Here is a 25,892-nt window from a genome sequence, read left to right on the forward strand (position 1 = left end):
TTTGGCCCAATCCTATGGGGTCGCCCGCCTCCCGATTCCAAGCCCGTCCCTGGATCGAGGACAAAGCGGCCACCGGGCGCCTCCGTTCCGCCCCCGTCGGCTCCGGTTCAGGCCGTCGCCGGCCCCGACACCGCACGCCCCGTGGGCCGGTGCTCCAGCTCGGGAACCCCTGCCGCACCACCCACCGCGCCCGCGCCCGCCGCCGCGGCCCTGGCCGCCGCCTCCAGCTCCGCCGGACGCCGCCAGCCGTGCTCGCCGCGCGCCCGCAGCCAGGCCGTCGTCTCCTGCGGCGGCATCGCGGCCGCCACCAGCCAGCCCTGCACCGCGTCGCAGTGCAGATCCCGCAGCCGCTCCCAGGTCTCGTCGTCCTCGACGCCCTCCGCCACGACCAGCAGGCCGAGCGAGTGGGCCAGGTCGATGGTGCAGCGGACGATCTCCGCGTCCTCGTGGTCGACGGCCAGCCGGGCGACGAACGAACGGTCGATCTTCAGCTCGCTGACCGGCAGCTTCCGCAGATGGACCAGCGAGGAGTAGCCGGTGCCGAAGTCGTCCAGGGACATCTTCACACCGTGTCCGGTCAGCCCGGCGAGGGTGTCGGCGGCGCGCTGCGGGTCCTCCAGGAGCACATGCTCCGTTATCTCCAGCTGGAGGGCTCCGGCCGGGACGCCGTGCCGCGCCAGGCGGGCCGCGACGCTGCCGGCGAAACCGGGAGTGTGGACATCGCGCGGGGAGACGTTGACCGCGACCGGGACGCACAGTCCCTGGGCCCGCCAGCGGGCGACCTGGGCCAGCGCCGTCTCCAGGACGTATTCGGTGAGGTGCGGCATCAGGCCGGACGACTCGGCGATGGCGATGAACTCGTCCGGAGGGACCCGCCCGCGCTCCGGGTGCACCCAGCGGACCAGGGCCTCCAGTCCGGCGACCTGGCCGTCGAAGCGCACCTTCGGCTGGTAGTGCAGCTCGACCTCGCCCGCGTCCAGGGCGCGGCGCAGGTCGCCGAGCAGGCCAAGCCGGTCCGGGGTGTTGCTGTCGCGCTTGGACTCGTACACCTCGACGCCCGTGCGGTCCCGCTTGGCCTGGTACATCGCCACGTCCGCGCGCCTGAGCAGCCCTTCGGCGTCCAGCGCGTGATCCGGGTAGACGGCGACCCCCGCGCTCGCCTCCAGCACCAGCGTGAGGCCGTCGAGGCCGAGCGGCGACGACAGCTCCGCGACCAGGTGACGGGCGACCCGCTGGGCGCTCGTCGTGGAGTCCGCGGCGGGCAGCAGTACGGCGAACTCGTCGCCGCCCAGTCGCGCGACCTCGGCGCCGCGCGGCAGGGCCAGCCTCAGCCGGTCCGCTATCTGCAGGAGCAGCCGGTCCCCGGCCAGGTGGCCGAGGGTGTCGTTGACGGCCCGGAACCGGTCGAGGTCGATGAGGACGAGTGCCGCCCTGGAGCCGATGCTCTCGGCCTCCTCCAGCGCCGTCCAGGTCCTTTCGAGGAGCCACTGGCGGTTGGGCAGCCCGGTCAGCGGGTCCCGCAGCTGCTCCTCGGCCCGTGCGCGGGCGATCCAGAGCGTGGAGTCGAGGGCGATCAGCGGAACCGCGAAGAGCGGCAGCAGGACGGGCATGGCCACGGCGACCACGCAGATCAGCGGGGCGATCCCGAGCAGAGCGACCGCCACGAGCCCCTGGCGCAGCAGCGCCGTACGGGCGATCGTCGGCAGCCCGCCGCCCTGTGGGGCCCTGGCATACCACAGCAGGACCCGGGTGACGAGGAGATAGGTGGAGGCGGCGAGCAGAACTTCCGGCAGGGCGTCGATGCCCCAGTCGAGTGGCCGCCAGGGCTGTTCGACGGTCGGCACCTCGCCTAAGGCGGCGAGCACGAGCGCCGCGGCGCCGATGCCCAGGATGTCGACGGCGCCGTGGAGCATCCCCTGCCACCAGCGGTGGCGGCGGGCCGCCCCGACGAGCACCACGACGACCAGGCTGACCAGTCCGGCGGGCACCCAGCCGTAGACGAGCAGCACGGCCAGCGTGAGCGCGGCCCCTGAACCGGTGCCGCCCCACCAGCGGTCGCGTCCGAGCGCGACCAGATGGCCGACGATGACTCCGGTGAGCAGGGCGAGCGACCAGCCCGCGGCGCCGTCGGGGAAGAGGGCGTGTTCGTCTTGCACCGTTCGGTACAGCCCGGTCGCGAGCTGAATGGTCGCGATCGCCACAATGACGGCTCCCACCCGGGGAGTGAGGCCGACGAAACCTTGCAGCCGCGACACCGGTGAGGCGCTCTCGGTCGGTTTCATTCCGTCCCTCTCACAGCCGGCAGTGCAGATGTCACACCATGGCCGCCGCTGTCATGCCGCTACGACCCATTTCCCACCACGCAGCCGTGCACGGCAGGTGCACGTTCAACAGTAGGCCGCCAAAGCCCCTCACGGGCAGCGCTCTACCGCTCTTGCCCGACTGCGAACCGGCGGTCCGTCAGCTTCCGATATGCGCCGAACGGGTGACATCAGCCGCCGTGCCGGACCACGCGCGCTCTCTTGTCCGCCTTCTTCCCCTCTCCCCCTGGCGCCACTCCCTGACGGCATGTCGATGGCATATCGATCGGCGCCGGAATCCGATCGGATAACCGATCGGATCGGTCGGATGTTCGCCCCGCGGTCATCCCTCGGCCGGAACCGCCGCCTCGCGCGCGGCGTCCGGGCCCTCGTCGAGCAGGACGGCGAAGCCGCCCTCGTCGAGCACGGGAACCTTCAGCTGCATCGCCTTGTCGTACTTCGAGCCCGGGTTGTCGCCCACCACCACGAAGGAGGTCTTCTTCGAAACGGATCCGGTGACCTTCGCCCCACGGCTCTGGAGTGCCTCCTTCGCACCGTCCCTGGTATGGGAGGCCAGCGTGCCGGTGACGACGACGGTGAGCCCTTCCAGCGGGCGGGGCCCCTCGTCCTCCCCTGCGCCCTCGTCCTCCATCCGGACCCCGGACTCCCGCCACTTGCGCAGGATCTCGCGGTGCCAGTCCTGCGCGAACCACTCCTTGACCGAGGCGGCGATGATGGGGCCGACTCCGTCGGCGGCGGCCAGTTCCTCCTCGGAGGCCTCGTCGATCCGGCCGATGGAGCGGAACTGACGGGCCAGTTCCTCGGCGGCGACCGGCCCCACGTGCCGGATCGAGAGCCCGGTGAGAATGCGGGCCAGCGGCGCCGCCTTGGCCGCGGCGATCGCCTCCAGCATCGCGAGGGCGTTCTTCTTCGGCTCGCCCTGCTGGTTGGCGAAGACCGTCGCGATCTTCTCCTCGCCGGTCTTCGGGTCACGCTTGGGCAGTCCGCTGTCCTGGTCCAGGACGTAGGCCCGGATCGGCAGCAGCTGTTCGACCGTCAGGCCGAAGAGGTCACCCTCGTCCAGCAGGGGAGGCTCGGCCGGCTCCAGCGGCTTGGTCAGGGCGGCTGCCGCCACATAGCCGAAGTGGTCGATGTCCAGGCACTTGCGGCCCGCGAGATAGGCGACGCGCTCACGCAACTGGGCCGGGCAGGAGCGCGCGTTGGGGCAGCGGAGGTCGATGTCTGCCTCCTTCATCGGACGCAGCGCGGTACCGCACTCGGGGCACTCCGACGGCATCACGAACGGCCGCTCGCCGCCGTCACGCAGATCGACGACCGGTCCCAGAATCTCCGGGATAACGTCGCCCGCCTTGCGGAGCACCACCGTGTCACCGATGAGGACGCCCTTCGCCTTCACCACGTTCTGGTTGTGCAGGGTGGCGAACTCGACCTCGGAACCGGCCACTTCGACGGGCTCGACCTGGGCGTACGGAGTGACTCTGCCGGTGCGTCCGACGCCGACCCGGATGTTCACCAGCTTGGTGTTGACCTCCTCCGGCGCGTACTTCCAGGCGATCGCCCAGCGCGGAGCGCGCGAGGTCGAGCCCAGCCGGCCCTGGAGCGGGATCTCGTCGAGCTTGACGACGACGCCGTCGATCTCGTGCTCCACGGAGTGCCGGTGCTCGCCGAAGTAGGCGATGAACTCCCGTACGCCGTCGATGGAATCGACGACCTTGTTGTGCCTGGCGGTGGGCAGGCCCCACTCCCGCAGCAGCTCGTACCCCTGGGACAGGCGGTCGATGTCGAAGCCCTCGCGGGCCCCGATGCCGTGCACCACCATGTGCAGCGGGCGGGTGGCGGTGACCTTGGGTTCCTTCTGGCGCAGGGAACCCGCCGCGGCGTTGCGCGGATTGGCGAAGGGCTTGTCGCCGGCCTCGACCAGCCGGGCGTTGAGCCCCTCGAAGGCCTCCATCGGGAAGAACACCTCGCCGCGGATCTCGACCAGCTCGGGAATCCGCTCACCCTTCAGCCGGTGCGGGATCTCGGCGATCGTACGGACGTTGGGTGTGATGTCCTCGCCGGTGCGGCCGTCGCCCCGGGTGGCCGCGCGGGTGAGCCTGCCGTGCTCGTAGGTGAGGTTGACGGCGAGGCCGTCCACCTTGAGCTCGCACAGGAAGTCGTAGCCGCCGGTGCCGACGTCCTTGGCGACGCGCTCGGACCAGGCCGCAAGCTCCAGGTCGTCGAAGGCGTTGTCCAGGGAGAGCATGCGCTCGCGGTGCTCCACGGAGGTGAACTCGGTCCGGTAGGGCCCGGCGACCTTCTGGGTCGGCGAATCCGGCGTGCGCAGCTGCGGATACCGCTCCTCCAGCGCCTCCAGCTCACGCATCAGCCGGTCGAACTCGGCGTCACTGACGACCGGCTGGTCCTTCACGTAGTACCGGAAGCGGTGTTCCTCGACCTGCTCGGCAAGGAGCGCGTGCCGCTCCTGCTCCTGTGCCGGCACCGCGATCCGCTGCGCCTGCTGTTCGCCGGCCATCGTCCTGTCCTCCCGTTGCCCCGTGCCCCGTTACTCCGGGTTGTCTGCGAGCGATCTCGCGGCCCGGGCGCAGTGGGCGAGCGCGGCACGCGCGTACGCGGGCGAAGCCCCCGCGAGCCCGCACGACGGAGTGACCACCACGGACTCGGCGAGAGTCCCCGGATTCAGCCCCAGCCTGCTCCACAACGTCCTGACACCCATGACGCTACCGCCAGGGTCCGACAATCCGTCCGAGGCGGCGTCGATGCCGGGCACCACACCGAGGAACAGCTGGGTGCCGGCCTCGACGGCTTCCCCGATCGTCTCCTCCTCCCGCTCGGTGAGCAGCGAGAAGTCGAACGAAACGGCGTCCGCGCCGGCCCGTCGCAGCAGCGCGAAGGGCACCTCGGGCGCGCACGAGTGGACGACGGTCGGCGCCTCACCGTTCACCGCCAGCACCTCACGCAGGCCCGCCTCGACGACCTGCCGGTCCACGGCCGGGTAGGTGCGGTAGCCGCTCGCCGACCTGACCCGTCCGAGCAGCACGGTGGTCAGGGAGGGCTCGTCGAGCTGGAGCACCACCTCGGCTCCGGGCACTCGGCGGCGTACCTCGGCGAGGTGCCCGCGCAGCCCCTCGGCCAGCGAACCCGCCAGGTCGCGGCAGGCGCCCTGGTCCCCGAGCATGGCCTCGCCACCCCTCAGTTCCAGTTCCGCGGCCAGCGTCCAGGGGCCCACGGCCTGGACCTTGACCAGGCCCTCGTAACCCTGGGTGAACTCCTCAAGCGCGTCGAGGTCCTCACCGAGCCAGGAGCGGGCCCGGCGGGTGTCGCGGCCCGGCCGGTCGCTGATCCGCCAGCCGCTCGGCTCGACATGGCCGAACATCTCCACGAGCATCCCGATGGTCCGCCCGGTCATGTCGGCGCCGGGGCCGCGGGCGGGGAGTTCCGCCAGATACGGCATGCCCTGGCCGTCTGCGAAGGACCCGGTGACGGTCTTCGCCGCCTCCCGGGCGTCGCCGCCCGGCATGGACCCGATTCCGGTGGCCGGACACCCGCTGAACCTGCTCTTCTCGCTCACGCCGGAAGCCTACGGCCCGCGGCGGGCGGACACGGGCGGGCCCCGGCCGGTCGTCCGCGTGATCGTCGGGCCGGTGCCGGGCGGACGGGCCCGGCCGGTGGGCCGCGTGCCGTCCCGTCAGCGGCCCGGGCGGACCGTCAGGTCGTTGACCTCGGCGTCGCGGGGCAGGTCGATGGCCATCAGGATCGTGGTGGCCACCGAGTCGGGGTCGATCCAGCGGGAGGCGTCGTACTCCTTGCCCTCCTGCTGGTGGACCTTGGCCTGCATGGGGCCGGCCGTGCGCCCCGGGTAGACGGAGGTCACCCGTACGCCGTTCTCGTGCTCCTCGTGGCGCAGGGAGTCGGCGAGGGCCTTCAGGCCGTGCTTGCTCGCGGCGTACGGCCCCCACTCGGCGTGCGCGCTGAGCCCGGCGCCCGAGTTCACGAAGAGGACGTGGCCGCGGGCCATGCGGAGCTGAGGCAGCATGAGACGGGTGATCTCGGCGGGGGCGATCAGGTTTGCGTTGAGCTGGAAGTGCCATGCCTTGGGCGTCAGGTCGCCGATCCGGCCGAGCTCGACGACACCCGCGACGTGCAGGAGCGAGTCGATCCGGTCCGGCATGGTCTGCTGCCCGAACGCCCAGGAGAGCCGGTCGGGGTTGCCGAGGTCACCGACGAGGGTGCGGGCCCCGGGGTGGAGTGCGGCCAGCTCCTTGGCACGGCCCGCGTCACGGGCCAGCAGCCAGAGTTCGTCACCGCGCTCGTGGAGGCGGCGGGCGACGGCGGCCCCGATGCCGGAACCGGCACCGGTGATGAGATGAGTAGGCATGCGCCCCATGATCCCACCGACCCGTCCGGTCACCGCACTCCGGCCGACTCCTCCAGGTAGGCGAGTGCGCCCACGCCGTCCTCCGCGAAGAAGACCAGCTCGGCGAGGGGCATCGGCAGGAAGCCCTCGGCCTCCATGCGCCGGAACTGCTCCTTCAGACCGTCGTAGAACCCCGCCACGTTCAGCAGGACGACGGGCTTGGTGTGCTTGCCGTGCTTCTTGAGCTCGAGGATCTCCGTGGCCTCGTCGAGCGTCCCGGTGCCGCCCACCATGATCACGACGGCGTCGGACTTCGCCAGGAGCAGTGCCTTGCGCTCGGCCAGATCGCCCGCGATCACCATCTCGTCGGCGTTCGTGCGCGCCTTGGCCGCCAGGAAGTCCACCGATACGCCGACGAGCCGCCCTCCGGCCTCCTGCACCCCGTCGGCGACGACCTTCATGAGCCCGCTCTCGGAGCCTCCCCAGACCAGGGTGTGTCCCCCCTTGCCGAGCAGTTCGGCGAACTCCCGGGCGGGCCGGGTGTAGCGGGCGTCGAGATCGGCGGCGGAGAGGAAGGCACAGATGTTCATGCGCCCACGGTACGAGCCGCCGCGGACACCTCCCGGGGGCGGGGTGCGAGGGCGGGAAGAATCCGGCCGGTTCCACCGCTGATACCTGCATGACTTCCCTGCGAGGACACCGCATCACCGTCGAGCCCGGCACCGAGCACGTGCGGGTGGTACGCGACGGACAGGTGCTTGCCGAGAGCCGGCGCCCGCTCGTGCTGCGCGAGACGGGCTGCCCGGTCCGCTACTACCTGCCGCCCGAGGACGTCCGTACGGAGCTGCTGACGCCTTCGGGCTCCCGTACGCACTGCCCGTTCAAGGGGGATGCCTCCTACTGGTCGCGGCCGGGCGCCGCGGACCTGGTGTGGGCCTACCTCGACCCCAAGGACGAAGTGGCCGCGATCAAGGACCACTTCTGTTTTTATGACACCGAGATCGTCACCGGGTCCGCCGACGGGTGATCCCCGACCGGCCGTCAGCAACCTTCGCGGCGAGGGGAGCCGAGGGTTCTCAGAGACTTCTCGGCCGCAGCGATGAGTTTCTCCGCGCGCCGAAGTCCACCCCTGCATGGACAGGACTCTCTCGCGCGACGGGACCGCGATCGCGTACCGCCGCCAGGGCGACGGGCCCCCGCTGGTCCTGGTGGGCGGCGCGCTGAGCACCGCGGCGACCGACGCTCCGCTGGCTTCCCTGCTGGCGCCGTACTTCACGGTCGTCACGTACGACCGCCGGGGGCGCGGCTCCAGCGGAGACGGCGGGCGGTACGCGGTGGGGCGCGAGATCGAGGACCTGGCGGCCCTGATCGGCGAAGTGGGCGGGGCCGCCTCCGTCTTCGGCATGCTCTCCGGCGGGGCGCTGGCCCTGGAGGCGCAGGCGGCCGGTCTGCCGGTCGGTCTCCTCGCGGTGTACGAGCCGCCGTACACGCCGGGACCCGACGGCCTGCTGCACAAGGCCCGCTGCACCGCGCGTCTGCACGGCCTGTTGTCGGCGGGCGACCGGGGCGGGGCCGTGGAACTCTTCCTGTCCCTGACAGGCGTCCATGAGGAGACGATCGGGCGGATGCGGTCCGCCCCGCTGTGGCGCGGCCTGGAGTCGGTGGCGCACACCCTCGCGTACGACGACGCCCTGCTCGGCGACGGCGCCCTGCCGGCGCAGCGGCTCGCGTCCGTCACGGCCCGCACGCTGGTGGTCTGCGGCGGTTTCAGCCCGGCTCGGGTCCGCGCGACGGCCCAGGCCCTCGCGGTCGCGGTGCCGCGAGGCCGCCACCGCACCCTGACGGGTCAGACGCGCGAGCCGGCGCCGCAGGCGATCGCCCCGGTCCTCAAGGACTTCTTCGCGCAGGAGGCGACCCTGCGCCAGGCCTCGTGACCCGGTGCCCGGTCAGCCGGCCGAGGCGGTCTCGCGGCGTACCGTCGTCGCGATGGTGGCCGAGCCGACCACCCGGGTGCCGTCGTACAGCACGACCGCCTGGCCGGGGGCCACGCCCCGTACCGGCTCGGTGAAGGAGACGTGCAGCGTGCCGTCGACCAGCTCGGCGGCGGCCTCGGTCTCGCCGCCGTGGGCGCGGAGCTGCGCGGTGTACGCGCCGGGGCCCGACGGGGGCGTGCCGCACCAGCGGGGCCGGATGGCGGTCAGCGCGGTGACGTCGAGGGCCTCGACGGGGCCCACGGTGACGGTGTTGTTCACCGGGGAGATGTCCAGGACGTAGCGCGGCTTGCCGTCGGCGGCCGGGTGTCCGATGCGCAGACCCTTGCGCTGGCCGATGGTGAACCCGAAGGCGCCGTCGTGCGTGCCGAGCTTGGCGCCCGCCTCGTCGAGGATGTCGCCCTCCGCCTTGCCGCCCAGGCGGTCGGCGAGGAAACCCTGGGTGTCCCCGTCGGCGATGAAGCAGATGTCGTGGCTGTCGGGCTTCTTCGCGACGGCCAGACCGCGGCGCTCGGCCTCGGCGCGGATCTCGTCCTTGGTGGTGAGGGTGTCACCGAGCGGGAACATCGCGTGGGCGAGCTGCTTCTCGTCCAGGACGCCGAGCACGTAGCTCTGGTCCTTGGCCATGTCGGACGCCCGGTGCAGTTCGCGGCTGCCGTCCTCGTTGAGCACCACCGTGGCGTAGTGACCGGTGCAGACGGCGTCGAAGCCGAGGGCGAGGGCCTTGTCGAGAAGCGCGGCGAACTTGATCTTCTCGTTGCAGCGGAGGCACGGGTTGGGGGTGCGGCCCGCCTCGTACTCGGCGACGAAGTCCTCGACGACGTCCTCGCGGAAGCGTTCCGCCAGGTCCCAGACGTAGAAGGGGATGCCGATGACGTCCGCCGCGCGGCGGGCGTCACGGGAATCCTCGATGGTGCAACAGCCGCGTGCCCCGGTCCGGAAGGACTGCGGATTCGCGGAAAGGGCGAGGTGCACACCGGTCACGTCGTGCCCGGCCTCGGCGGCGCGGGCCGCGGCGACGGCGGAGTCGACACCGCCCGACATGGCGGCGAGGACACGGAGGGGGCGCTGGGAGGTCTGAGTCATAGCCTCACCAGGGTACGGGGCCCCGGGAACCGAATGCTCACGGATAAGCGTTGTGGATCACATGGGGACCAAGGGGAGCGCCGGAGCGCAGGGCTCGAAGCCCGCGCGCGGCATCGGCCGACGCGCTGTACTGATCGGCGGCGCGGTGACGGCCGTGGGCACTGCCGCCCTGGCGCGGGACGAGCTGAAGCGCGTCTGGTGGCGGGTGCCGGGCGTACGGAAGCCCCGTAAGGCGGGGGAGCTCGATTTCGCCGGTGCCCAGTGGGTGGCGGCCTCGGAGGCGAACTGGCGGATGGCGGACCGCCCGGACGACTACGGGATAGACCGGGTGATCATCCATGTCACCCAGGGGAGCTTCCGCAGTGCGGTGAGGGTCTTCCAGGACCCGGGGCACGGTGCGGCGGCGCATTACGTGGTGGGCCAGGACGGCCGGGTGGCGCAGATGATCCGCGAGCTGGATGTGGCGTTCCACGCGGGGAACCGCTCGTACAACGAGCGCAGCATCGGCATCGAGCACGAGGGCTTCGTCGACCGCCCCCGCGACCTCACCCCGCAGATGTACGCGTCGTCGGCGCGCCTGACGGCCGAGATATGCGAGCGCTACACGATCCCCGTGGACCGGGAGCACATCATCGGGCACGTGGAGGTCCCGGGCACGGACCATACGGACCCGGGACCGCACTGGGACTGGGACCGCTATCTGAAGCTGGTCCGGACCGTGAGGGCGAGCCCGTCCCCGGGGAAGGGCACCGCTAGCTGAGTCCTGCCGTCCTGGCGCGTTCCACCGCCGGGCCTATCGCGCGTGCCACATCCTCGATGTCCTGCCCGGTCGTGGTGCGGCCGAGCGAGAAGCGCAGGGTGCCGCGTGCCAGGTCCGGATCGGTGCCGGTCGCCAGGAGTACGTGGCTGGGCTGGGCGACCCCGGCCGTGCAGGCGGAGCCGGTGGAGCATTCGATGCCCTGGGCGTCCAGGAGCAGCAGCAGCGAGTCGCCCTCGCAGCCCGGGAAGGTGAAGTGGGCGTTGGCCGGGAGCCGGCCGCCCGGGGCGGGGTCGCCGCCGAGGACGGCGTCCGGTACGGACGACAGCACCGCCGCGACCAGTTCGTCGCGGAGCGAGCCGACCCGCCGGGCGAAGTCCTCGCGCCCGTCGGCGGCCAGCCGTCCGGCGACGGCGAAGGAGGCGACGGCCGGTACGTCCAGGGTGCCGGAGCGCACATGACGCTCCTGCCCGCCGCCGTGCAGGACGGGTACGGGGGTGTACTCGCGGCCCAGAAGAAGCGCCCCGATACCGAAGGGACCGCCGATCTTGTGGGCGCTGACGGTCATCGCCGCCAGTCCGGAGCGGGCGAAGTCGACCTCCAGCTGACCGAACGCCTGCACCGCGTCGGCATGCATGGGTACATCGAACTCGCATGCCACAGCAGCCAGTTCATGTACCGGCATGACGGTGCCGATCTCGTTGTTGGCCCACATCACGGTGATCAGCGCGATGTCGTCGGGGTCGCGGAGGACCGCCTCGCGCAGCGCTTCCGGATGGACTCGGCCGTAACCGTCGACAGGGAGGTAGTCGACGGTGGCGCCCTCGTGTTCGGCGAGCCAGTGGACGGCGTCGAGCACGGCGTGGTGTTCGACGGGGCTGGCGAGGATCCGGGTGCGGCGGGGGTCCGCGTCGCGGCGGGCCCAGTAGAGGCCCTTCACCGCGAGGTTGTCCGCCTCGGTGCCGCCGGAGGTGAAGACCACCTCGCTCGGCCGTGCGCCGAGTGCGTCGGCGAGGGCTTCTCTCGACTCCTCGACGGTACGGCGGGCCCGGCGTCCCGCGGCGTGCAGGGAGGACGCGTTGCCGGTGGCGGCGAGCTGGGCGGTCATCGCAGCGATCGCTTCCGGAAGCATCGGCGTGGTCGCGGCGTGGTCGAGGTAGGCCATGGTGGGCTCGATTCTACGAGCCCGGGGCCGGCGCGTGCAGGGCGCGTCACCGCAGGCCGTCCGCGCACACCGCGGCCGCGTACGGACCAGCACGTCGGGCGAGGTGCGCTGGGCGGTGCTCGGCCCCGAGGAGGCGCCGCCTGTCGTCCTCGTGCACGGCACGCCGTTCTCCTCGTACGTGTGGCGTGGCATCGCCCGCGCGCCGGCGCAGGCCCACCGGGTGTACGTCTGGGACCTGCCCGGCTACGGCGCCTCCGCCCTGCACACGGACCAGGACGTCTCGCTCCGCGCCCAGGCCGTCGTCCTCACCGAACTCCTCCACCACTGGGGAGTGAGCGGACCGGCCGTGGCCGCCCACGACTTCGGCGGCTGCGTCGCCCTGCGCGCCCACCTGCCGCACGGGGCCCGCTACCGCCGCCTCGCGTTCGTGGACCCGGTGGCACTGGCGCCGTGGGGCTCGCCCACGTACCGGCTGCTGGGCAGCCGTGTCCGGAGGTCTTCGAGCAGTTGCCCGCCGGGCTCCACCGGGCGCTGGTGATGAAGTAGGTCGCCTCGGCGAGTCACGCCGGACTGCACCCGGACGTACTCGGCCGGCTCGTCGCGCCGTGGCGCACGCAGGACGGACAGCCGGCCTTCTACCGGCAGATCACCCAGAACGACCAGCGGTTCACCGACGAGATCCAGGGGAGGTACGGCGAACTCGGTCTGCCGGTACTGATCTGCTGGGGCGCCGAGGACACCTGGATCCCGGCCGCCCGGGGGCACGAGCCGGCCGGGCTGATCCCGGGCGCGGAGCTGCGGCTGATCGGCGGGGCCGGACACCGGCGTCCAGGAGGACGCCCCGGCGGAGCTGACCGCTGCGCTCACGGGATTCCTGCGGTCACGATGAGCCGGAGGCCTCGCTTCACATCACAGCCAGCCGCTGCGCTGCGCCTGCAAGGCCAGCTGAAAGCGGTTCGCCGCACCCAGCCGGGCCATGAGGACCTGCAGCCGGCGGAACAGTGTGCGCCGGCTGACTCCCAGCTCGCGGGCGATGACCTCGTCGCTCGCGCCGCCCGCGAGGAGCCACAGGAGGCGGCGGTCGGCGGGCGGCAGTCCGCCCGGGGCGGTGGTGCGGCCGTGGAACGGCAGGGCGTTCTGCCAGGACTGCTCGAACAGGGCCATGAGCGCGGACAGCAGCCCGCACGGCTGCACGACCAGCATGGTGCTGTGCACGTCGGCCTCCTGGATCGACAGCGACACGAGCGCGTACGCCTCGTCGATGATCACGAGCTTGACCGGTACCGACGGCAGCACCCTGGCCTGTTCGCCGGCCTTGACGCACGGTTCGATGACGTCCTTCAGGCGGCCCGGATGCTCCAGCGACTCCCGGGAGTACACGACACGCTGCGTCACCCCGCGGGCGAGCGTGGCCAGCGCGTCGTCCGTCGCCCTGGGCAGCGGGAAGTACGGCGGTGACTCCAGCTGCCGGATCTGCTCACGGGCGCTCGCCCAGGCGTGACTGACCCTGGGGCCGATGGCATCGCCGGTGACGACCTCGACGAGGTGGTCGCTGTACGCGGCGAGCCTCTGGCGGCGGAACGACTCGAACGCGCCCCCGACGGTGAGGCGCGACTCCTCGACCTCGGCCGCCCGGTGCCGGGCGAGGACCGCCAGGCCGGCGGTCGGCGGAACAGGGGCCACCACGTCCTCACCCGCCTCGGCGGCACTGGCCAGGCCCGCGTCGACCAGGGCGCCGTACGCCGCGGTGAACTCCGCGCCGCCCACACCCGCCGCGGCCCCGATGGCACGCAGCGGAGCCGGGGCCAGCTCCAGCAGCGCCAGATAGACCCGGCCCGCCGCCTGGCCGACTCCCAGCAGCCGGAGGGCGTCACCGAGTTTCTCGTTCGTCATACGCCGCATTATCGACGCCGCCCACGGAGACGGTGGCCGATCCGTGCCAGTGGCACGCCTGGGCACCACATGTACCCGGGGCGCCTTACCGTCCAGGAACCGCCGACGACCGGCGACCCTCCAGAAGAAGGTGTACGACGTGGCGAAGCACCGAAAGAACGGTCTGTACTCAGGGATCTCCGAGGAACTCTCCGCGCTGATGCGGACGGGCTGGGCGGACACCGAGCAGCACGACCTGCGGCTCGACGAGCAGGCTCCGTACGCGGCCCTCCGCCGCGCCGCGCTCTCCGCGCTCTTCCCCGGCGAACGCCTCGTGATCCCCTCCGGGAACCTCAAGGTCCGCTCGAACGACGACACCTATGCGTTCCGCCCCTACTCGGGCTACGTGCACATGTCCGGAGACCGGGCCCGCGACGGCGCCCTCGTCCTCGTACCGCGTGCGGAAGGCGGCCACGACGCCTACTGCTACCAGCTGCCCCGGGACAGCAGGACCGACGACGAGTTCTGGACCGGCGCCACGGCCGAGCTGTGGATGGGCCGGCGCCGCTCCCTCGCCGAGGCGGAGCGCGTACTCGGCCTGCCCTGCCGCGACGTCCGCACGGCGGCCGAGGACCTCGCGGCGGCTTCCGGCGCGCCGACCCGGATCGTCCGCGGCCTCGACCCGTCCCTGGAGGCGGCCGTCACGACCGAGGAGGAGCGGGACGCCGAACTGGAAGGGGCGCTCAGCGATCTCCGCCTCGTCAAGGACGCCTGGGAGACCGCCGAACTCCGTAAGGCCGTCGACTCCACCGTGCGCGGATTCACCGATGTGATCGGTGAGCTCTCCAGGGCCGTCGCGTCGTCCGAGCGATGGATCGAGGGCACGTTCTTCCGCCGCGCCCGGCTCGAGGGCAACTCCGTCGGCTACGGCTCGATCTGCGCCGCGGGCGAGCACGCCACGATCATGCACTGGACGGACAACGACGGTCCGGTGCGCCCCGGCGACCTGCTCCTGCTCGACGCCGGCGTGGAGACCCACACCCTCTACACCGCCGACGTCACGCGCACACTGCCGATCGACGGGACCTTCACTCCCCTCCAGCGCACGGTCTACGACGCGGTGTACGAGGCCCAGGAGGCCGGGATGGCCGCCGTCAAGCCGGGCGCCGCGTACCGCGACTTCCATGAGGCGGCGCAGCGCCACCTGGCGGTCCGGCTGGTCGAGTGGGGCTTCATCGAGGGTCCGGCCGACCGCGCGTACGACCTCGGCCTCCAGCGGCGCTTCACCATGGCGGGCACCGGCCACATGCTCGGCCTGGACGTCCACGACTGCGCGCAGGCCAGGAACGAGGGGTACGTCGACGGCGTGCTGGAGCCGGGCATGGTCCTCACCGTCGAGCCCGGCCTGTACTTCCAGCCTGACGATCTCACGGTGCCCGAGGAGTGGCGCGGTATCGGCGTCCGCATCGAGGACGATCTGCTCGTCACCGAGGACGGGCACGAGAACCTGTCGGCCGCCCTGCCCCGGTCGGCGGACGACGTCGAGGCGTGGATGGCCCGGCTGGCGGGCTGAGCAGGCGCGACGGAGCCGCGTGGCCGGGACGTGCGGAGGGCCTACCTGAAGCAGTCGAGGATCAGCGGAAGGTCCTCGAGCCACTCCTTGAGGCGGCTGGTCCTGCGGGCGTGGACCAGTTGCTGATGGGCCGTGCCGTCGTGCAGCCGAACGGTCACCATGAGGTGTTTGCGGGGCTCGGCCGTGTGGTCGACGGCGCTGATCCGGTCCCAGCCGAAGTGGAGGCTCCGCGTATCGGATTCGAGGAGCACTCCCCCGGCGTCGATCAGGACGGCACTCCTCACGTCCGCCGCCGTGAAGACGGGGCCACCGCCGGCCTGTTCCGGCCCGGGACGGGCGGGCGCGGTCTCGGTAGGTGCCTGGTGGACGGGGACCGGCTCGGCGGGCTGCCGGGGCACGGCCACCGCGGGTGCGTACACCGTGGGCGAGTAGGCCGTCGGGTCCGGCGCCAGCAGGTCCAACAGGCGCTCGGGCGTGGGCCTTTGGGCGGGGTCCTTGGCCAGGCAGGACGCGAGCACCGGCCACAGGCCCGCGGGCACCGCGGACAGGTCCGCCGGCTCGTGCACCGCACGGTACATCAGGCCCATCGGCGTGCCCCCGCCGAAAGCGCTGCCGCCCGCCGCCGCGACCAGCACGGCCCCGAGGGCGAACACATCGGCCGCACCGCCGACTTCCTCGCCCTGCGCCTGCTCGGGCGCCAGGAATCCGGGGGTCCCGAACGCCACCCCGGTGGAGGTCAGGCGGCTGGACTCCATGGCGCGCGCGATGCCGAAGTCGAGAACCCTCGGGCCGTCGGGGGCCATGATGATGTTGCTGGGCTTGAGGTCGCGGTGCACCAGACCGCAGCCGTGAATCGCCGCCAGCGCCTCGGCGAGGGCCGCTCCCAGCTGCCGCAGCCGCTCCTCGCCCATCGGGCCCTCCGCCCCGAGCAGGGCGGCCAGGGTGGGGCCGGGGATGTACGCCGTGGCCAGCCAGGGCGCCGGCGCCTCCGGGTCCGCGTCCACGACCTGCGCCGTGTGGAAGCCGCCCACCCTGCGGGCGGCCGCGACCTCGGCGCCGAACCGCGCGCGGAAGTGCGGGTCGGCCGCGAGTTCCGGACGCGCCACCTTCACGGCAACCGAGCGCCCGCCGCGCGAGCGCGCCAGATAGACGGTGCCCATCCCCCCGGCGCCCAGCTCCCGTTCCACCGCGTACACACCGATACGCTCCGGCACGTCCACCCCGCTCACCCCGTACTCCATGCGCCGCACGCCCCCTGTGCTGTCGCGCATCAGTATGACGTGGCCCTAGCCGCGCGGAGCCCTGGCCAGTTGACGGGACTGGGCGACCAGCCGGTCGGCGCTGTCCCAGACGTCCGCGTCCTCCTCCAGGAACCCGCCCGCGAGGTTACGGGTGGTGATGGAGACGCGCAGGGGGCCGGGGGCGGGGCGGCAGCGGATGTGGGTCGTCAGCTCGATGGTGGGCGTCCAGCCCTTGAGGCCCAGTTCGAACGAGGTCGGGGGCATGGCGTCCACCGTGAGCAGCAGGGAGAGCGGGTCCGCGTCGCGCCCGTCCGCCAGACCGAACCAGCCGCGCATCTCGCCCTTGCCGGACGGGGCGCCGATGGCCCAGCCGACGGTCGCGGGGTCGAGCTTGACGGAGAGGCGCCCGGTGATGGCGGAGCTGCCGGGGATCGGGGCCGGCCCGTCGCCCGCGCCGAGGCACTGCTCAAGCGGCGGGATCGCGGGCGGCTGGGCCGAGGTGCGGATGTCGTCGGTGAGTGCCTCCAGGTCTCCGTAAGTGGCGAGGACCCGGATGCGCTCGGTCTCGGTGCCGTCCTCCGCGTACTGGAAGAGGGAGGCCTGGCCGGTGGAGAGCGTGCGGCCGGTGCGGACTACCTGCGTACGGATCACCGCGGGGCCGGGTACGGAGGCGGTGAGGTAGTGCGCCGAGACCGAGAACGGGTCGGAGTGCGGGAGCGACTGTCCAAGGGCCCGGCCGAGCATGGCCAGCAGATAGCCGCCGTTGACGGCGTGGATGATCGTCCAGCCCGCGGAGAGTTCCGCGTCGTAGACTCCCTCCTCACGGAGCGTGACAGCGGTGTCCCGGTCGAACTCGCTGTCCCCGATGGTTGCCTGCGCCGTCTGCGCCATCTGCGCTGCCTGTGCCATGGAATGCACGGTACACCGATTGTATTACTGAGCGGTAGCTTTTTCGCATCGCGGGGTCGCGGGACGGAGCCCCGACCCCCCTCGCCCCCGGCCCTGCGCGGCCTAGCCTTCCTCGGCCCTGGCCGAACGGCGGTTGTACGCGCGCGGCGCACGCCAGTGGAAGCGCATCGCGAGCAGCCTCAGCGTGAACGCGGTGATCACCGCCGCACCGCTGGTGAAGGCGCTCAGTGTGTCGAAGCGGATGCACAGCGCGACCATCGCGGCCCCCACGATCGCGGGCACCGCGTAGAGGTCGCGGTCCCAGCGCAGCAGTGAGGGCACCTCGTTGGCCAGTACGTCGCGCAGGACACCGCCGCCGACCGCGGTGGTCAGCCCGAGGGCCGCCGACGCGGTCAGACCGAGGCCGTACTCGTACGCCTTCACCGTCCCCGTGACGCAGAAGAGCCCGAGACCCGCGGCGTCGAAGACGTTGACGCCCACCTGGATGCGCTCGACGTGGGGGTGCAGGAAGAAGACCAGTCCCGCGGCGAGCAGCGGGGTGGTGAAGTAGCCCAGATCCGTGAAGGCGGCGGGCGGGATCGCGCCGATGATCACGTCACGGAACAGCCCTCCGCCCAGCGCTGTCACCTCGGCGAGTACCGCGATGCCGAAGACATCGAAGTTCTTGCGTACGGCGAGCAGTGCGCCCGAGATCGCGAAGACGAAAATCCCGGCGATGTCGAGCGCATGCTGGACGGAGGGCGTGAACAGTTCGAGGAGCACCGGACAGTTCTACAGGGTCCGGCGGCTCCGACGCCGCCCGGAGTGCTCAGACGGTGTCGGCCTTCTCCGCGGCCTCGCGCGGCGCGGGCACCGCCCCGGACTCCCCGGCCGGTTCGTCGGCGGGTTCCGCCGCCTCGACGAGCGGAGGAGTGCCCTCGCCCACGACCGCCTCGATGCCGATCGGCCGGTTCAGCCCGACCGTGCCGGCTTCGATCTCGGCCGCGAAGTGGCAGGCCACCTTGTGCCCGCCGCCGACATCCGTCAGCACCGGGCGCTCCGTGGCGCACAGCGTGTCCTGCGCCCAGGGGCACCGCGTGTGGAAGCGGCAGCCGGCCGGCGGATTGGCGGGCGAGGGCAGGTCGCCCTGGAGCAGGATCCGCTCCCGGCGGTCCTCGACCTCCGGGTCGGGCACCGGCACCGCGGACATGAGCGCCTTGGTGTACGGGTGCTTCGGCTCGGCGTACAGCGCGTCGCTCGGCGCCTCCTCCACCAGTGAGCCCAGGTACATGACCCCGATGACGTCCGAGATGTGGCGGACCACGGCGAGGTCATGGGCGATGACGAGGTACGTCAGCCCCAGTGACTCCTGCAGTTCCTCCAGGAGGTTGATGACCTGCGCCTGGATCGACACGTCGAGCGCCGAGACCGGCTCGTCGCAGATGATCACGTCCGGTTCGAGCACGAGGGCCCGGGCGATACCGATGCGCTGACGCTGTCCGCCGGAGAACTCATGGGGATAGCGGGACAGCGAGTTGGTGGGCAGGCCGACCTTGGCGAGGATCGCCTTGATCTTCTCCCGGCGGTCCGCACGGTCGGTGCCGATCCCGTGGGCCGCCATGCCCTCGGAGAGGATCGACTCGATGTTCTGGCGCGGGTTGAGACTGCCGAGCGGGTCCTGGAAGACCATCTGGAGCCTGCGGCGGTAGCGCCGCATCTCCTCGTCCGGCAGCTTGGCCAGGTCGGTGCCGTCGAAGACGACCCCGCCGGCGGTGATGTCGACCAGCCGCAGCACCGCCCGGCCCAGCGTCGTCTTGCCGCAGCCCGACTCGCCCACCAGGCCGTACGTCTGTCCGGCCTCGACGCTCAGCGAGATGCCGTCGACGGCGTAGACGTGTCCGACCGTACGGTCGAACACGAGGCCCTTCTTGACGGGGAAATGAACCTTGACATCGTCGAGTTCGAGCAGGCTCATGCCGATACCTCCGCCTTGGGCAGGACCGGGTTGACGCAGCGCACCTGGTGTCCGGCCGTGCGTGGTTCGGTCAGTTCAGGAGTGCCGGTCAGGCACTCCATCGTGTAGTGATCGCAGCGGGGTGCGAAGGCGCAGCCGTCGGCCCAGGCGATCTTGTCGTTGATCGATCCCCGGATGGGGCGGAGCGGCTCGCCGCGCGGCGCGTCCAGACGCGGGATGGAACCGAGCAGCCCGTGGGCGTACGGGTGCGTGGGCGCGGCGAACAGTTCCCGCCGGTTCGCGGACTCCACCGCCCGGCCCGCGTACAGGACATTGACCTCGTCGCAGATTCCGGCGACGACACCGAGGTCGTGCGTGATCATCAGCAGGGCGGTGCCCGACTGGTCGACGAGTTCCTTGAGGAGTTCCAGGATCTGCGCCTGGATGGTCACATCGAGCGCGGTGGTCGGCTCGTCGGCGATGAGCAGCCGCGGTGCACAGGCCACCGCCATGGCGATGAGCGCGCGCTGGCGCATACCGCCGGACAGCTGGTGCGGGTATTCCTTCAGCCGCCGGCGCGGGTCGGGGATGCCGACCCGGTCCAGGAGACCGGCGGCCTCCTTGCGGGCGGCCTCCCCCTTCAGCCCGCGATGGCGCTGGAGGATCTCGGTCACCTGGATACCGATGGGGATCACCGGGTTCAGCGAGGACAGCGGGTCCTGGAAGATCATCGCCAGCTGGCTGCCGCGCATCCCGCGCAGCTTGCGCGGGCTCATGGTCAACAGGTTCTCCCCGTCGAACTCCACGCGTCCGCCGACCTTCACACCCTTGTCGGGCAGCAGGCCCATCAGCGCGAGGGAGGTCACGGACTTGCCGCAGCCCGACTCGCCCACCAGGCCGACGACCTGGCCCTGGTCCACGGTGAAGGAGACACCGTCGACCGCGACGGAGTCCTTGCGGCCGCGTCCGCCGAACGTGACGCTGAGGTCTTCGACATTGAGCAGTGCCATGGGAGATCAGCCTCGCAGCTTCGGGTCGAGGGCTTCGCGCATGGCCTCGCCGAGCAGGGTGAAGCCCAGTGCGGTGATGATGATCCCGACGGCCGGATAGGCGGCCATCATGGGTTCGTTGTCGAAGAACCGTTGCGCCTGGGAGAGCATGACTCCCCATTCCGGGATGGCCGGGTCTGGGTTGCCGAGACCGAGGTAGGACAGCGCCGCGGCCTCGATGATCGCGGTGGCGAGGCTGAGCGTCGCCTGGACGATCACCGGGCTCAGCGAGTTCGGCAGGATCTGTGTGAGAACGATCCGCTTCTTCCGGATGCCGAGCGCCTTGGCCGCCAGTACGTAGTCCGCGCCGCCCTGGGCGAGCATCGAACCGCGGAGCAGGCGTGCGAAGACGGGGATCTGGACGACGCCGACGGCGATCATCACCGTGGTCAGGGACTGGCCCATCACCGCGGCGATGGAGACGGCCAGGAGTAGCGAAGGCAGCGACAGCATCAGGTCGGTGAAGCGCATGATCACGGTGTCGATCCGCTGGCCCGTCCTGCCGCCGAGCGTCGCGGCCGCACCGGACAGCACACCGACGGCCGCACCGATGACCAGGCCGATGAGCATCGAGACCACACCGACGAGGAGGGTCTGGCGCGCGCCGACGAGCATGCGGGAGAAGAGGTCACGGCCCAGGTGGTCGAGGCCGAACCAGTTCTCGCCGCGCATGCCGACGAACTTGCCCTGGTTGGCGAAGACTTCGCCCCGCCAGGTCTGCGCTGTGGGACTGTAGGGAGCGACCCACGGTCCGACGATCGCCATGATCACGAACGCGCCGATGACGACCGCGCCGATGATGGCCATCTTGCTGCTTCGCAGGCGTCGCAGCGCCTCGCGCCACAGGCTCGCACCCGCGGTCGCATCGGTCTGCTGGGTCAGCTCGGCCAACCGGTCGATCTTGTCGGCCTTATTGGTCAAGGTCGTCACGTCAGTGCACCCGCACTCTCGGGTCGATGATGCTGTACGCGAGGTCGACCAGCAGGTTGATGAGGACGTACACCGTCGCGATGAAGAGGATGAACCCGACGAGGACCGGGTAGTCACGGCCATCGATAGCCGTGCGGATGAACGAGCCGATGCCGCCGAAGTCGAACACGGACTCGGTGAGCACCGCGCCGGACAGCAGGCTTCCGGTCAGCAGGCCGACCGCGGTGACCACCGGCAGCAGCGCGTTGCGCAGCACGTGACGGCCGCGCACGATCCGCTTGTCGAGGCCCTTGGACTCGGCGGTACGGATGTAGTCCTCGCCGAGCACCTCCAGGACGCTGGCCCGGGTCATCCGCACGATCACGGCGAGCGGGATCGACGAGAGCGCGAGAGCGGGCAGCACCAGGTGCATGATCGCGTCCCAGGTGGCGTCGAGCTCACCGGTCAGCAGACCGTCCAGAGTGGCGAACCCGGTGACGTCGGTGGCGTTGAGTCCGGTGGAGAGCCGGCCGGAGCTGGGGAAGAGACCCAGCTCGACGGAGAAGATCGACCGCAGCAGCAGGGCGAGGAAGAACACCGGGATGCAGATGCCGATCAGCGATCCGGAGACCGAGGCGACGTCGAGCCAGCCACCTCGGTGCTTGGCCGCCAGATAGCCGAGCGGGATCCCGATCACCACGGCGAGGAGGATGGCCGCGACGCTGAGCTCCACGGTGGCCGGGAAGCGCAGGACGAACTCGTCCCACACCGGCTGTCCGGTCTGGGTGGAGGTGCCGAGGTCCAGTTCGAAGATGCGCTTGAGGAAGCGCCAGTACTGGACGTGAATAGGTTCGTCGAGCCCCAGCGCCCGGTTGATGCGCGCCACTTCGGCTTCGGTCGCCCGCTCGCCCAGGATCGCTGAGGCGGGTCCGCCGGGCAGCCGGTTCAGCCACAGGAAGAGCAGAACCGACAGGCCGAGCAGGGTGGGTATGAGCTGTAGCAGTCTTCGTACGACGAGTCGCAGCACCCCGCGTGCCCCTTTCTTACGTGTCGAAAAGTGGGTTCGCCCGGCCACCGGGAAGCTGTGGCCGGGCGAACCCACTGATGTGCGGTTACTTGAAGGAGACCTCGGCGAAGTTCTCCTGCGTCAGCGGGGAGACCTTCGGCGGGTTGACGTTCTTGGCGAACGCGATGGCGGGCGGCGAGGACGAGATCGGGAGACCCGGCAGGTACTCCATGATCGCCTCGTTGGCCGTCTTGTACGCCTCGACGCGGCCGGCCGGGTCGGTCACCTTGGACGCGGCGTTCACCGAGTCGAAGACCTTGGCCTCGTCGAAGCCCCACTGCTTGTCTTTGCCGGCGAACCAGGTACCGATGAAGTTGAAGCCGTCGTTGAAGTCACCGGTCCAGCCGAGCATGTGCAGGGCGCAGGAGCCGGCCTCAGTGGCGTCCAGGTAGTCCGGGGCCCACTTCATGGCCTTCGGGACGACCGTGATGCCGGCCTTCTCCAGGTCCGCCTTCATCAGCTCGAACATGTCCTGCGGGGCAGGCATGTACGGGCGGGTGACCTCGGTCGGGTAGCAGAACTCGAGCGAGAGCTTGCTCTCGCCGGCGTCCTTGAGGAGCTGCTTCGACTTGTTCGTGTCGAAGGGGTACTCCTTCACCTTGTCCGAGAACCCGGCGACCGTGTCGGGCATGAACTGCGTGGCGACCTTGCCGCCCTCGGGCAGCTGGGTCTTGACGATGTTCTCGCGGTCGATGGCGTGCGCGATGGCCTGGCGGACCTCGGGCTTCTGCAGCGCCTTGTTCTTCGACTGGGTCATGCCCACGTAGAAGAGGTTGAAGACGTCACGGGTCGGGACCTCGTAGCCTTCGCCCTCCAGCGTCTTGATGTCCGCCGGCGCGACCAGGTCGTAACCGTCGATGTCACCGGCCTGCAGCGCCTGGCGGCGCGTCTCCTCAGTCGAGATGGTGCGGAAGACCAGGTTCTTCACCTTGGCCTTGGCGCCCCAGTAGTCGTCGAAGCGCGCGAGGCTGACTTCCTTGTTGCCCTTGTTCCACTTGGTGATCTTGTACGGGCCGGTGCCGGCGACCGTGCCGGCCTCCTGGCTGTACTTGGGGTACGTGATGGCGTCGCCCTTGGCGGTCGCGTCCTGCTTCTCGTACTCCTTGATGGCCTTCGGCGAGTGGATCGCCAGGGCCTGCAGGGAGAAGCCGCCGGGCAGGTTGGCCGAGGCCTCGTTGACCTCGATGACGGCGGTGCCGGCGTCCTTCGCTGTGCAGGACTTGTAGTTCGCCTTCGGCGCCTCGGCGTCCTCGTTCTTCGCGAAGCCGCCCATGATGGACTGCCAGTAGTACGAGACCGCGCTGGACTGGTAGGTGCCCTTCCAGTTGAACCAGTGGTCGTAGTTCGCGCAGACCGCGGCGGCGTCGAACGTCTCACCGTCGTGGAACTTCACGTTCTTACGGAGGTTGAACGTCCACACCGTGCCGGCGGGGTTGCTCTCCCACGTCTCGGCCAGTCCGCCGACGAGCTCGCTGCCGCCCGACTCGTGCTCGAGCAGTGCCTCGAAAGCCTGTCGGGTGACCCGGAAGGTCTCACCGTCGCTCGCGAGCGCGGGGTCCAGGGAACCCGGGTCCCCCGCACCGGCGAAGACGAAGGTGTCCTTCTCCCCGCCCTTGGCTTCGTCGGTCCGCTCACTGGAGCAAGCCGTCGCGATCAGACCGACAGCTACGGCTGCGGTGATCGCCCGAACAGCTCGGGACGTTTGTATTCGCATGTGGGCCCACCCGGGTCAGCAGTATGTGAAGAGCTAGCGATCGCCCGAACACTACATTCGCGAGGCTGCGCGGAGAACAGTCCGGATAGCGGTGATACCTACCTGAGACCCGGACACTCAACAAACCCGACAGACAGCCCACATCGTGCTCACCGCATCCAACCCGAGCGAAATCGGGGCGGGTTCAGCGGAGTGCGGAGGGCGGGTAGCCGTAGCCGGGTGCGGCGGGCGAACCGCCCGCCGGGGCGTGCGCCTCGCGGTCGTAGAAGGGCCGGGAGTTGGCGCGCAGCCACATCGCGACGGGGTCGTACTCGTCGGACATGGAGACGGTGGAGACGGGCAGGCCGTCGGGAACCGTGCCGATCGACTGCTGCATCATCACGCGCACGGCGTCGACAGACGGCCGCCCCGTGTCGTAGAGGTCGAGGCCGATCGCGAGGTACGGGACACCGAGCGCGGGCTGCACCCAGGCGCGGCGCAGGGAGCGGACGGCCGGGGTGCGGTGGGCGTTCTGCGTGAGCATGGCGTAGAACTGCGGGATCTCGATGGCGGGCTCGGAGAGCCGCAGCGGCCCGGCGGGCATGCGGTCGAGCCCGGTGGCGATCCGGCGCAGGTCGAGCCAGGGGATGCCGACGCCGCCGCCCGGGGCGTGCGGGTTGAGCCAGATCCCCCAGCGGTCGGGGAAGAGCGCGCGGGCGATGTCACGTCCGGTGACCAGCTCGTGGGCGCGGTTCCAGCCGCTGGCCGAGAGCTCCTGGGCGGAGGTCACACAGGGGGCGTAGCCCAGCCCTTCGACCTGCATGTTCCCGTACTGGGCGTCAGGGGCGCCGGCGGTGCCGTGCCAGAGCAGCATCCAGACCCGGCCGTCGGTGAGGGCCTGGAGAAGAGCTTCGTACGCGTCGTAACGCCCGGGCGTCACCTGGCCCAGCATGTGCTCGATCTGCCCGGCCGCCGCGGTGCCTGACACGCTCACTCTGGGTCCCGCCCCTCATCGATCCGCTGTGTCGCCCCGCCACTTCCGGGCATACGGGTGCGACCCCGCCGTGCCATCAAACCAGCTTATGCCTCGCTTCTGACACCGGCTTGACGGCGGCCGGTGTCCCGCGCGCCGCTAAATCAGTGTCCTTCGCGCCGGTAGAAGGGACGCACCTTCGCCAGCATCCAGTCCCCGACCGGGTCCTGTGCCACGTCGAGCAGGACGAGATTGACCGGCCAGGGCGGCTGGACCCGGCCGAGCGCGCGGCCCAGGGCGTCCATCGGGGCCCGCTGCCCGGCGCCGTCCCAGGTGGCGAACTCGACGCCGACGAAGAGGACGGGATCGCCGCCCTCGATGGTGGCCAGCGCCCGGCGGGCGGTGCTCACCACGCCGCTCGCCTCGAACTCGCCGGACACCGCGGCGAGGAAGTCCACGGGGTCCTGCTGCCAGTCCGGCTCGTAGAGCGTGACCCGGCCGCCTCCGGCGGGACCGTCCAGCGGGGTGCGGCCCGCCCGGCACAGTTCGGCGACGGCGGCCGGCGGCAGGGGCAGTCCGACGGCGCCACCCGGATTCACCGCGACGCCGACCTGCGGGGGGAGCCCGCGGGCGAACTCGCGGGCGGGCGCCACGGCGAAGGAGAGGTGCGTGCCGACACACAGCAGGAACTGCGCCTCGGAGCTGTAGACGGGGACGTACGCGGCGCCGTCGATGTCCATCATCGGAAGGTCGAGGTCCGCGCTCGCGGGGCTGCCGCCGCTGGGCAGCGGCACCCATATCTGACTGCGGCCGAGCACTTCGAGCAGCCGGCCGCCCGCTTCCGGGACGCCGAGGGAAGCGGTCAGCACTTCTTCGAGCTCGTTGGCCGGCCAGCCATGGTGCGGCTGCGCCCCGAACGGCGCCGGATTCTCCACTGGTCCCCTGCTTCCCCTCTGGTCATGCCTTGCGGCAGCGATCGTAGACGAGCGGCCGAACG

The 25,892-nt window shown here is 71.1% G+C and carries 22 protein-coding genes and 1 pseudogene; 5 read left to right on the forward strand and 18 right to left on the reverse strand.

From position 1 onward, the window contains the following. Nucleotides 1-107: 107 nt before the first annotated feature. The 5 genes from F0344_RS09310 to F0344_RS09330 all read right to left on the reverse strand — a co-directional run bounded on the left by F0344_RS09310 (nucleotide 108) and on the right by F0344_RS09330 (nucleotide 7,268). Nucleotides 108-2,282: a putative bifunctional diguanylate cyclase/phosphodiesterase gene (locus F0344_RS09310; RefSeq protein WP_185298326.1), complete on the reverse strand. Its 2,175-nt coding sequence runs from the start codon at nucleotides 2,280-2,282 to the stop codon at nucleotides 108-110. 361 nt (nucleotides 2,283-2,643) lie between these two features. Then, nucleotides 2,644-4,836: an NAD-dependent DNA ligase LigA gene (gene ligA, locus F0344_RS09315; RefSeq protein ID WP_185298327.1), complete on the reverse strand. Its 2,193-nt coding sequence runs from the start codon at nucleotides 4,834-4,836 to the stop codon at nucleotides 2,644-2,646. 30 nt (nucleotides 4,837-4,866) lie between these two features. Then, nucleotides 4,867-5,892, reverse strand: a complete 1,026-nt coding sequence (locus tag F0344_RS09320; RefSeq protein ID WP_185298328.1) for a methionine synthase — start codon at nucleotides 5,890-5,892, stop codon at nucleotides 4,867-4,869. A gap of 117 nt (nucleotides 5,893-6,009) precedes the next feature. Continuing rightward, the gene (locus F0344_RS09325) at nucleotides 6,010-6,699 is read right to left on the reverse strand and encodes an SDR family oxidoreductase (protein ID WP_185298329.1); all 690 of its coding nucleotides are present in this window, start codon (nucleotides 6,697-6,699) and stop codon (nucleotides 6,010-6,012) included. Between the two features lie 29 nt (nucleotides 6,700-6,728). Then, a complete protein-coding gene (locus F0344_RS09330; protein WP_185298330.1) occupies nucleotides 6,729-7,268 on the reverse strand; it encodes an LOG family protein in 540 nt (179 codons plus the stop codon). Nucleotides 7,269-7,357: 89 nt separating this feature from the next. On the opposite strand from F0344_RS09330, the gene F0344_RS09335 reads away from it, so the two are divergent. Both F0344_RS09335 and F0344_RS09340 read left to right on the forward strand, forming a co-directional pair. Continuing rightward, a complete protein-coding gene (locus F0344_RS09335) occupies nucleotides 7,358-7,705 on the forward strand; it encodes a DUF427 domain-containing protein (protein ID WP_185298331.1) in 348 nt (115 codons plus the stop codon). Between the two features lie 106 nt (nucleotides 7,706-7,811). Next, nucleotides 7,812-8,612: an alpha/beta fold hydrolase gene (locus tag F0344_RS09340; protein WP_185298332.1), complete on the forward strand. Its 801-nt coding sequence runs from the start codon at nucleotides 7,812-7,814 to the stop codon at nucleotides 8,610-8,612. A gap of 12 nt (nucleotides 8,613-8,624) precedes the next feature. Here the strand turns inward: F0344_RS09340 and mnmA are convergent, their stop codons facing one another. After that, the gene (gene mnmA / locus F0344_RS09345; protein WP_185298333.1) at nucleotides 8,625-9,755 is read right to left on the reverse strand and encodes a tRNA 2-thiouridine(34) synthase MnmA; all 1,131 of its coding nucleotides are present in this window, start codon (nucleotides 9,753-9,755) and stop codon (nucleotides 8,625-8,627) included. Nucleotides 9,756-9,816: 61 nt separating this feature from the next. Between mnmA and F0344_RS09350 the strand changes: the two genes are divergently transcribed. Beyond that, complete coding sequence (locus tag F0344_RS09350; RefSeq protein ID WP_185298334.1) at nucleotides 9,817-10,515, forward strand: N-acetylmuramoyl-L-alanine amidase; 699 nt, start codon at nucleotides 9,817-9,819, stop codon at nucleotides 10,513-10,515. Here F0344_RS09350 and F0344_RS09355 read toward each other — a convergent pair. Beyond that, nucleotides 10,508-11,677, reverse strand: a complete 1,170-nt coding sequence (locus F0344_RS09355) for a cysteine desulfurase family protein (protein WP_185298335.1) — start codon at nucleotides 11,675-11,677, stop codon at nucleotides 10,508-10,510. The two genes, F0344_RS09350 and F0344_RS09355, sit on opposite strands and share 8 nt — an antisense overlap. Before the next feature lie 34 nt (nucleotides 11,678-11,711). Here F0344_RS09355 and F0344_RS09360 point away from each other — a divergent pair. Continuing rightward, a pseudogene (locus F0344_RS09360) lies at nucleotides 11,712-12,566 on the forward strand (alpha/beta fold hydrolase). Between the two features lie 20 nt (nucleotides 12,567-12,586). Here F0344_RS09360 and F0344_RS09365 read toward each other — a convergent pair. Continuing rightward, nucleotides 12,587-13,570, reverse strand: a complete 984-nt coding sequence (locus tag F0344_RS09365; RefSeq protein ID WP_185298336.1) for a LuxR family transcriptional regulator — start codon at nucleotides 13,568-13,570, stop codon at nucleotides 12,587-12,589. Nucleotides 13,571-13,709: 139 nt separating this feature from the next. On the opposite strand from F0344_RS09365, the gene F0344_RS09370 reads away from it, so the two are divergent. Continuing rightward, nucleotides 13,710-15,122, forward strand: a complete 1,413-nt coding sequence (locus F0344_RS09370; RefSeq protein WP_185298337.1) for an aminopeptidase P family protein — start codon at nucleotides 13,710-13,712, stop codon at nucleotides 15,120-15,122. A 41-nt stretch (nucleotides 15,123-15,163) separates the two neighbouring features. Here F0344_RS09370 and F0344_RS09375 read toward each other — a convergent pair whose 3' ends face one another. The 10 genes from F0344_RS09375 to F0344_RS09420 form a co-directional block, all read right to left on the reverse strand. Next, the gene (locus F0344_RS09375) at nucleotides 15,164-16,363 is read right to left on the reverse strand and encodes a serine/threonine-protein kinase (RefSeq protein ID WP_185302593.1); all 1,200 of its coding nucleotides are present in this window, start codon (nucleotides 16,361-16,363) and stop codon (nucleotides 15,164-15,166) included. Nucleotides 16,364-16,408: 45 nt separating this feature from the next. Next, a complete protein-coding gene (locus tag F0344_RS09380; protein WP_185298338.1) occupies nucleotides 16,409-17,272 on the reverse strand; it encodes a thioesterase family protein in 864 nt (287 codons plus the stop codon). 102 nt (nucleotides 17,273-17,374) lie between these two features. Continuing rightward, nucleotides 17,375-18,034 carry a trimeric intracellular cation channel family protein gene (locus F0344_RS09385; RefSeq protein WP_185298339.1) on the reverse strand — a complete coding sequence of 220 codons (660 nt, stop codon included), beginning with the start codon at nucleotides 18,032-18,034 and terminating at the stop codon, nucleotides 17,375-17,377. Nucleotides 18,035-18,080: 46 nt separating this feature from the next. Further along, the gene (locus F0344_RS09390; RefSeq protein WP_185298340.1) at nucleotides 18,081-19,226 is read right to left on the reverse strand and encodes an ABC transporter ATP-binding protein; all 1,146 of its coding nucleotides are present in this window, start codon (nucleotides 19,224-19,226) and stop codon (nucleotides 18,081-18,083) included. Continuing rightward, nucleotides 19,223-20,215: an ABC transporter ATP-binding protein gene (locus F0344_RS09395; protein WP_185298341.1), complete on the reverse strand. Its 993-nt coding sequence runs from the start codon at nucleotides 20,213-20,215 to the stop codon at nucleotides 19,223-19,225. Before F0344_RS09395 ends, F0344_RS09390 begins: the two co-directional genes overlap by 4 nt. A gap of 6 nt (nucleotides 20,216-20,221) precedes the next feature. Beyond that, on the reverse strand, nucleotides 20,222-21,184 hold the full coding sequence (locus F0344_RS09400) for an ABC transporter permease (protein WP_185298342.1): 963 nt from the start codon (nucleotides 21,182-21,184) through the stop codon (nucleotides 20,222-20,224). A gap of 1 nt (nucleotide 21,185) precedes the next feature. After that, complete coding sequence (locus tag F0344_RS09405; protein ID WP_185298343.1) at nucleotides 21,186-22,190, reverse strand: ABC transporter permease; 1,005 nt, start codon at nucleotides 22,188-22,190, stop codon at nucleotides 21,186-21,188. An 85-nt stretch (nucleotides 22,191-22,275) separates the two neighbouring features. Further along, complete coding sequence (locus F0344_RS09410; RefSeq protein WP_185298344.1) at nucleotides 22,276-23,943, reverse strand: ABC transporter substrate-binding protein; 1,668 nt, start codon at nucleotides 23,941-23,943, stop codon at nucleotides 22,276-22,278. Between the two features lie 184 nt (nucleotides 23,944-24,127). Continuing rightward, a complete protein-coding gene (locus F0344_RS09415) occupies nucleotides 24,128-24,916 on the reverse strand; it encodes an enhanced serine sensitivity protein SseB C-terminal domain-containing protein (RefSeq protein ID WP_258049801.1) in 789 nt (262 codons plus the stop codon). A 143-nt stretch (nucleotides 24,917-25,059) separates the two neighbouring features. Then, nucleotides 25,060-25,830, reverse strand: coding sequence for an enhanced serine sensitivity protein SseB (locus tag F0344_RS09420; RefSeq protein WP_185298345.1), 771 nt, complete (start codon nucleotides 25,828-25,830; stop codon nucleotides 25,060-25,062). Nucleotides 25,831-25,892: the final 62 nt, after the last annotated feature.

The organism is Streptomyces finlayi (assembly GCF_014216315.1).
In the GTDB taxonomy this organism is placed as follows: Bacteria; Actinomycetota; Actinomycetes; order Streptomycetales; family Streptomycetaceae; genus Streptomyces; species Streptomyces finlayi_A.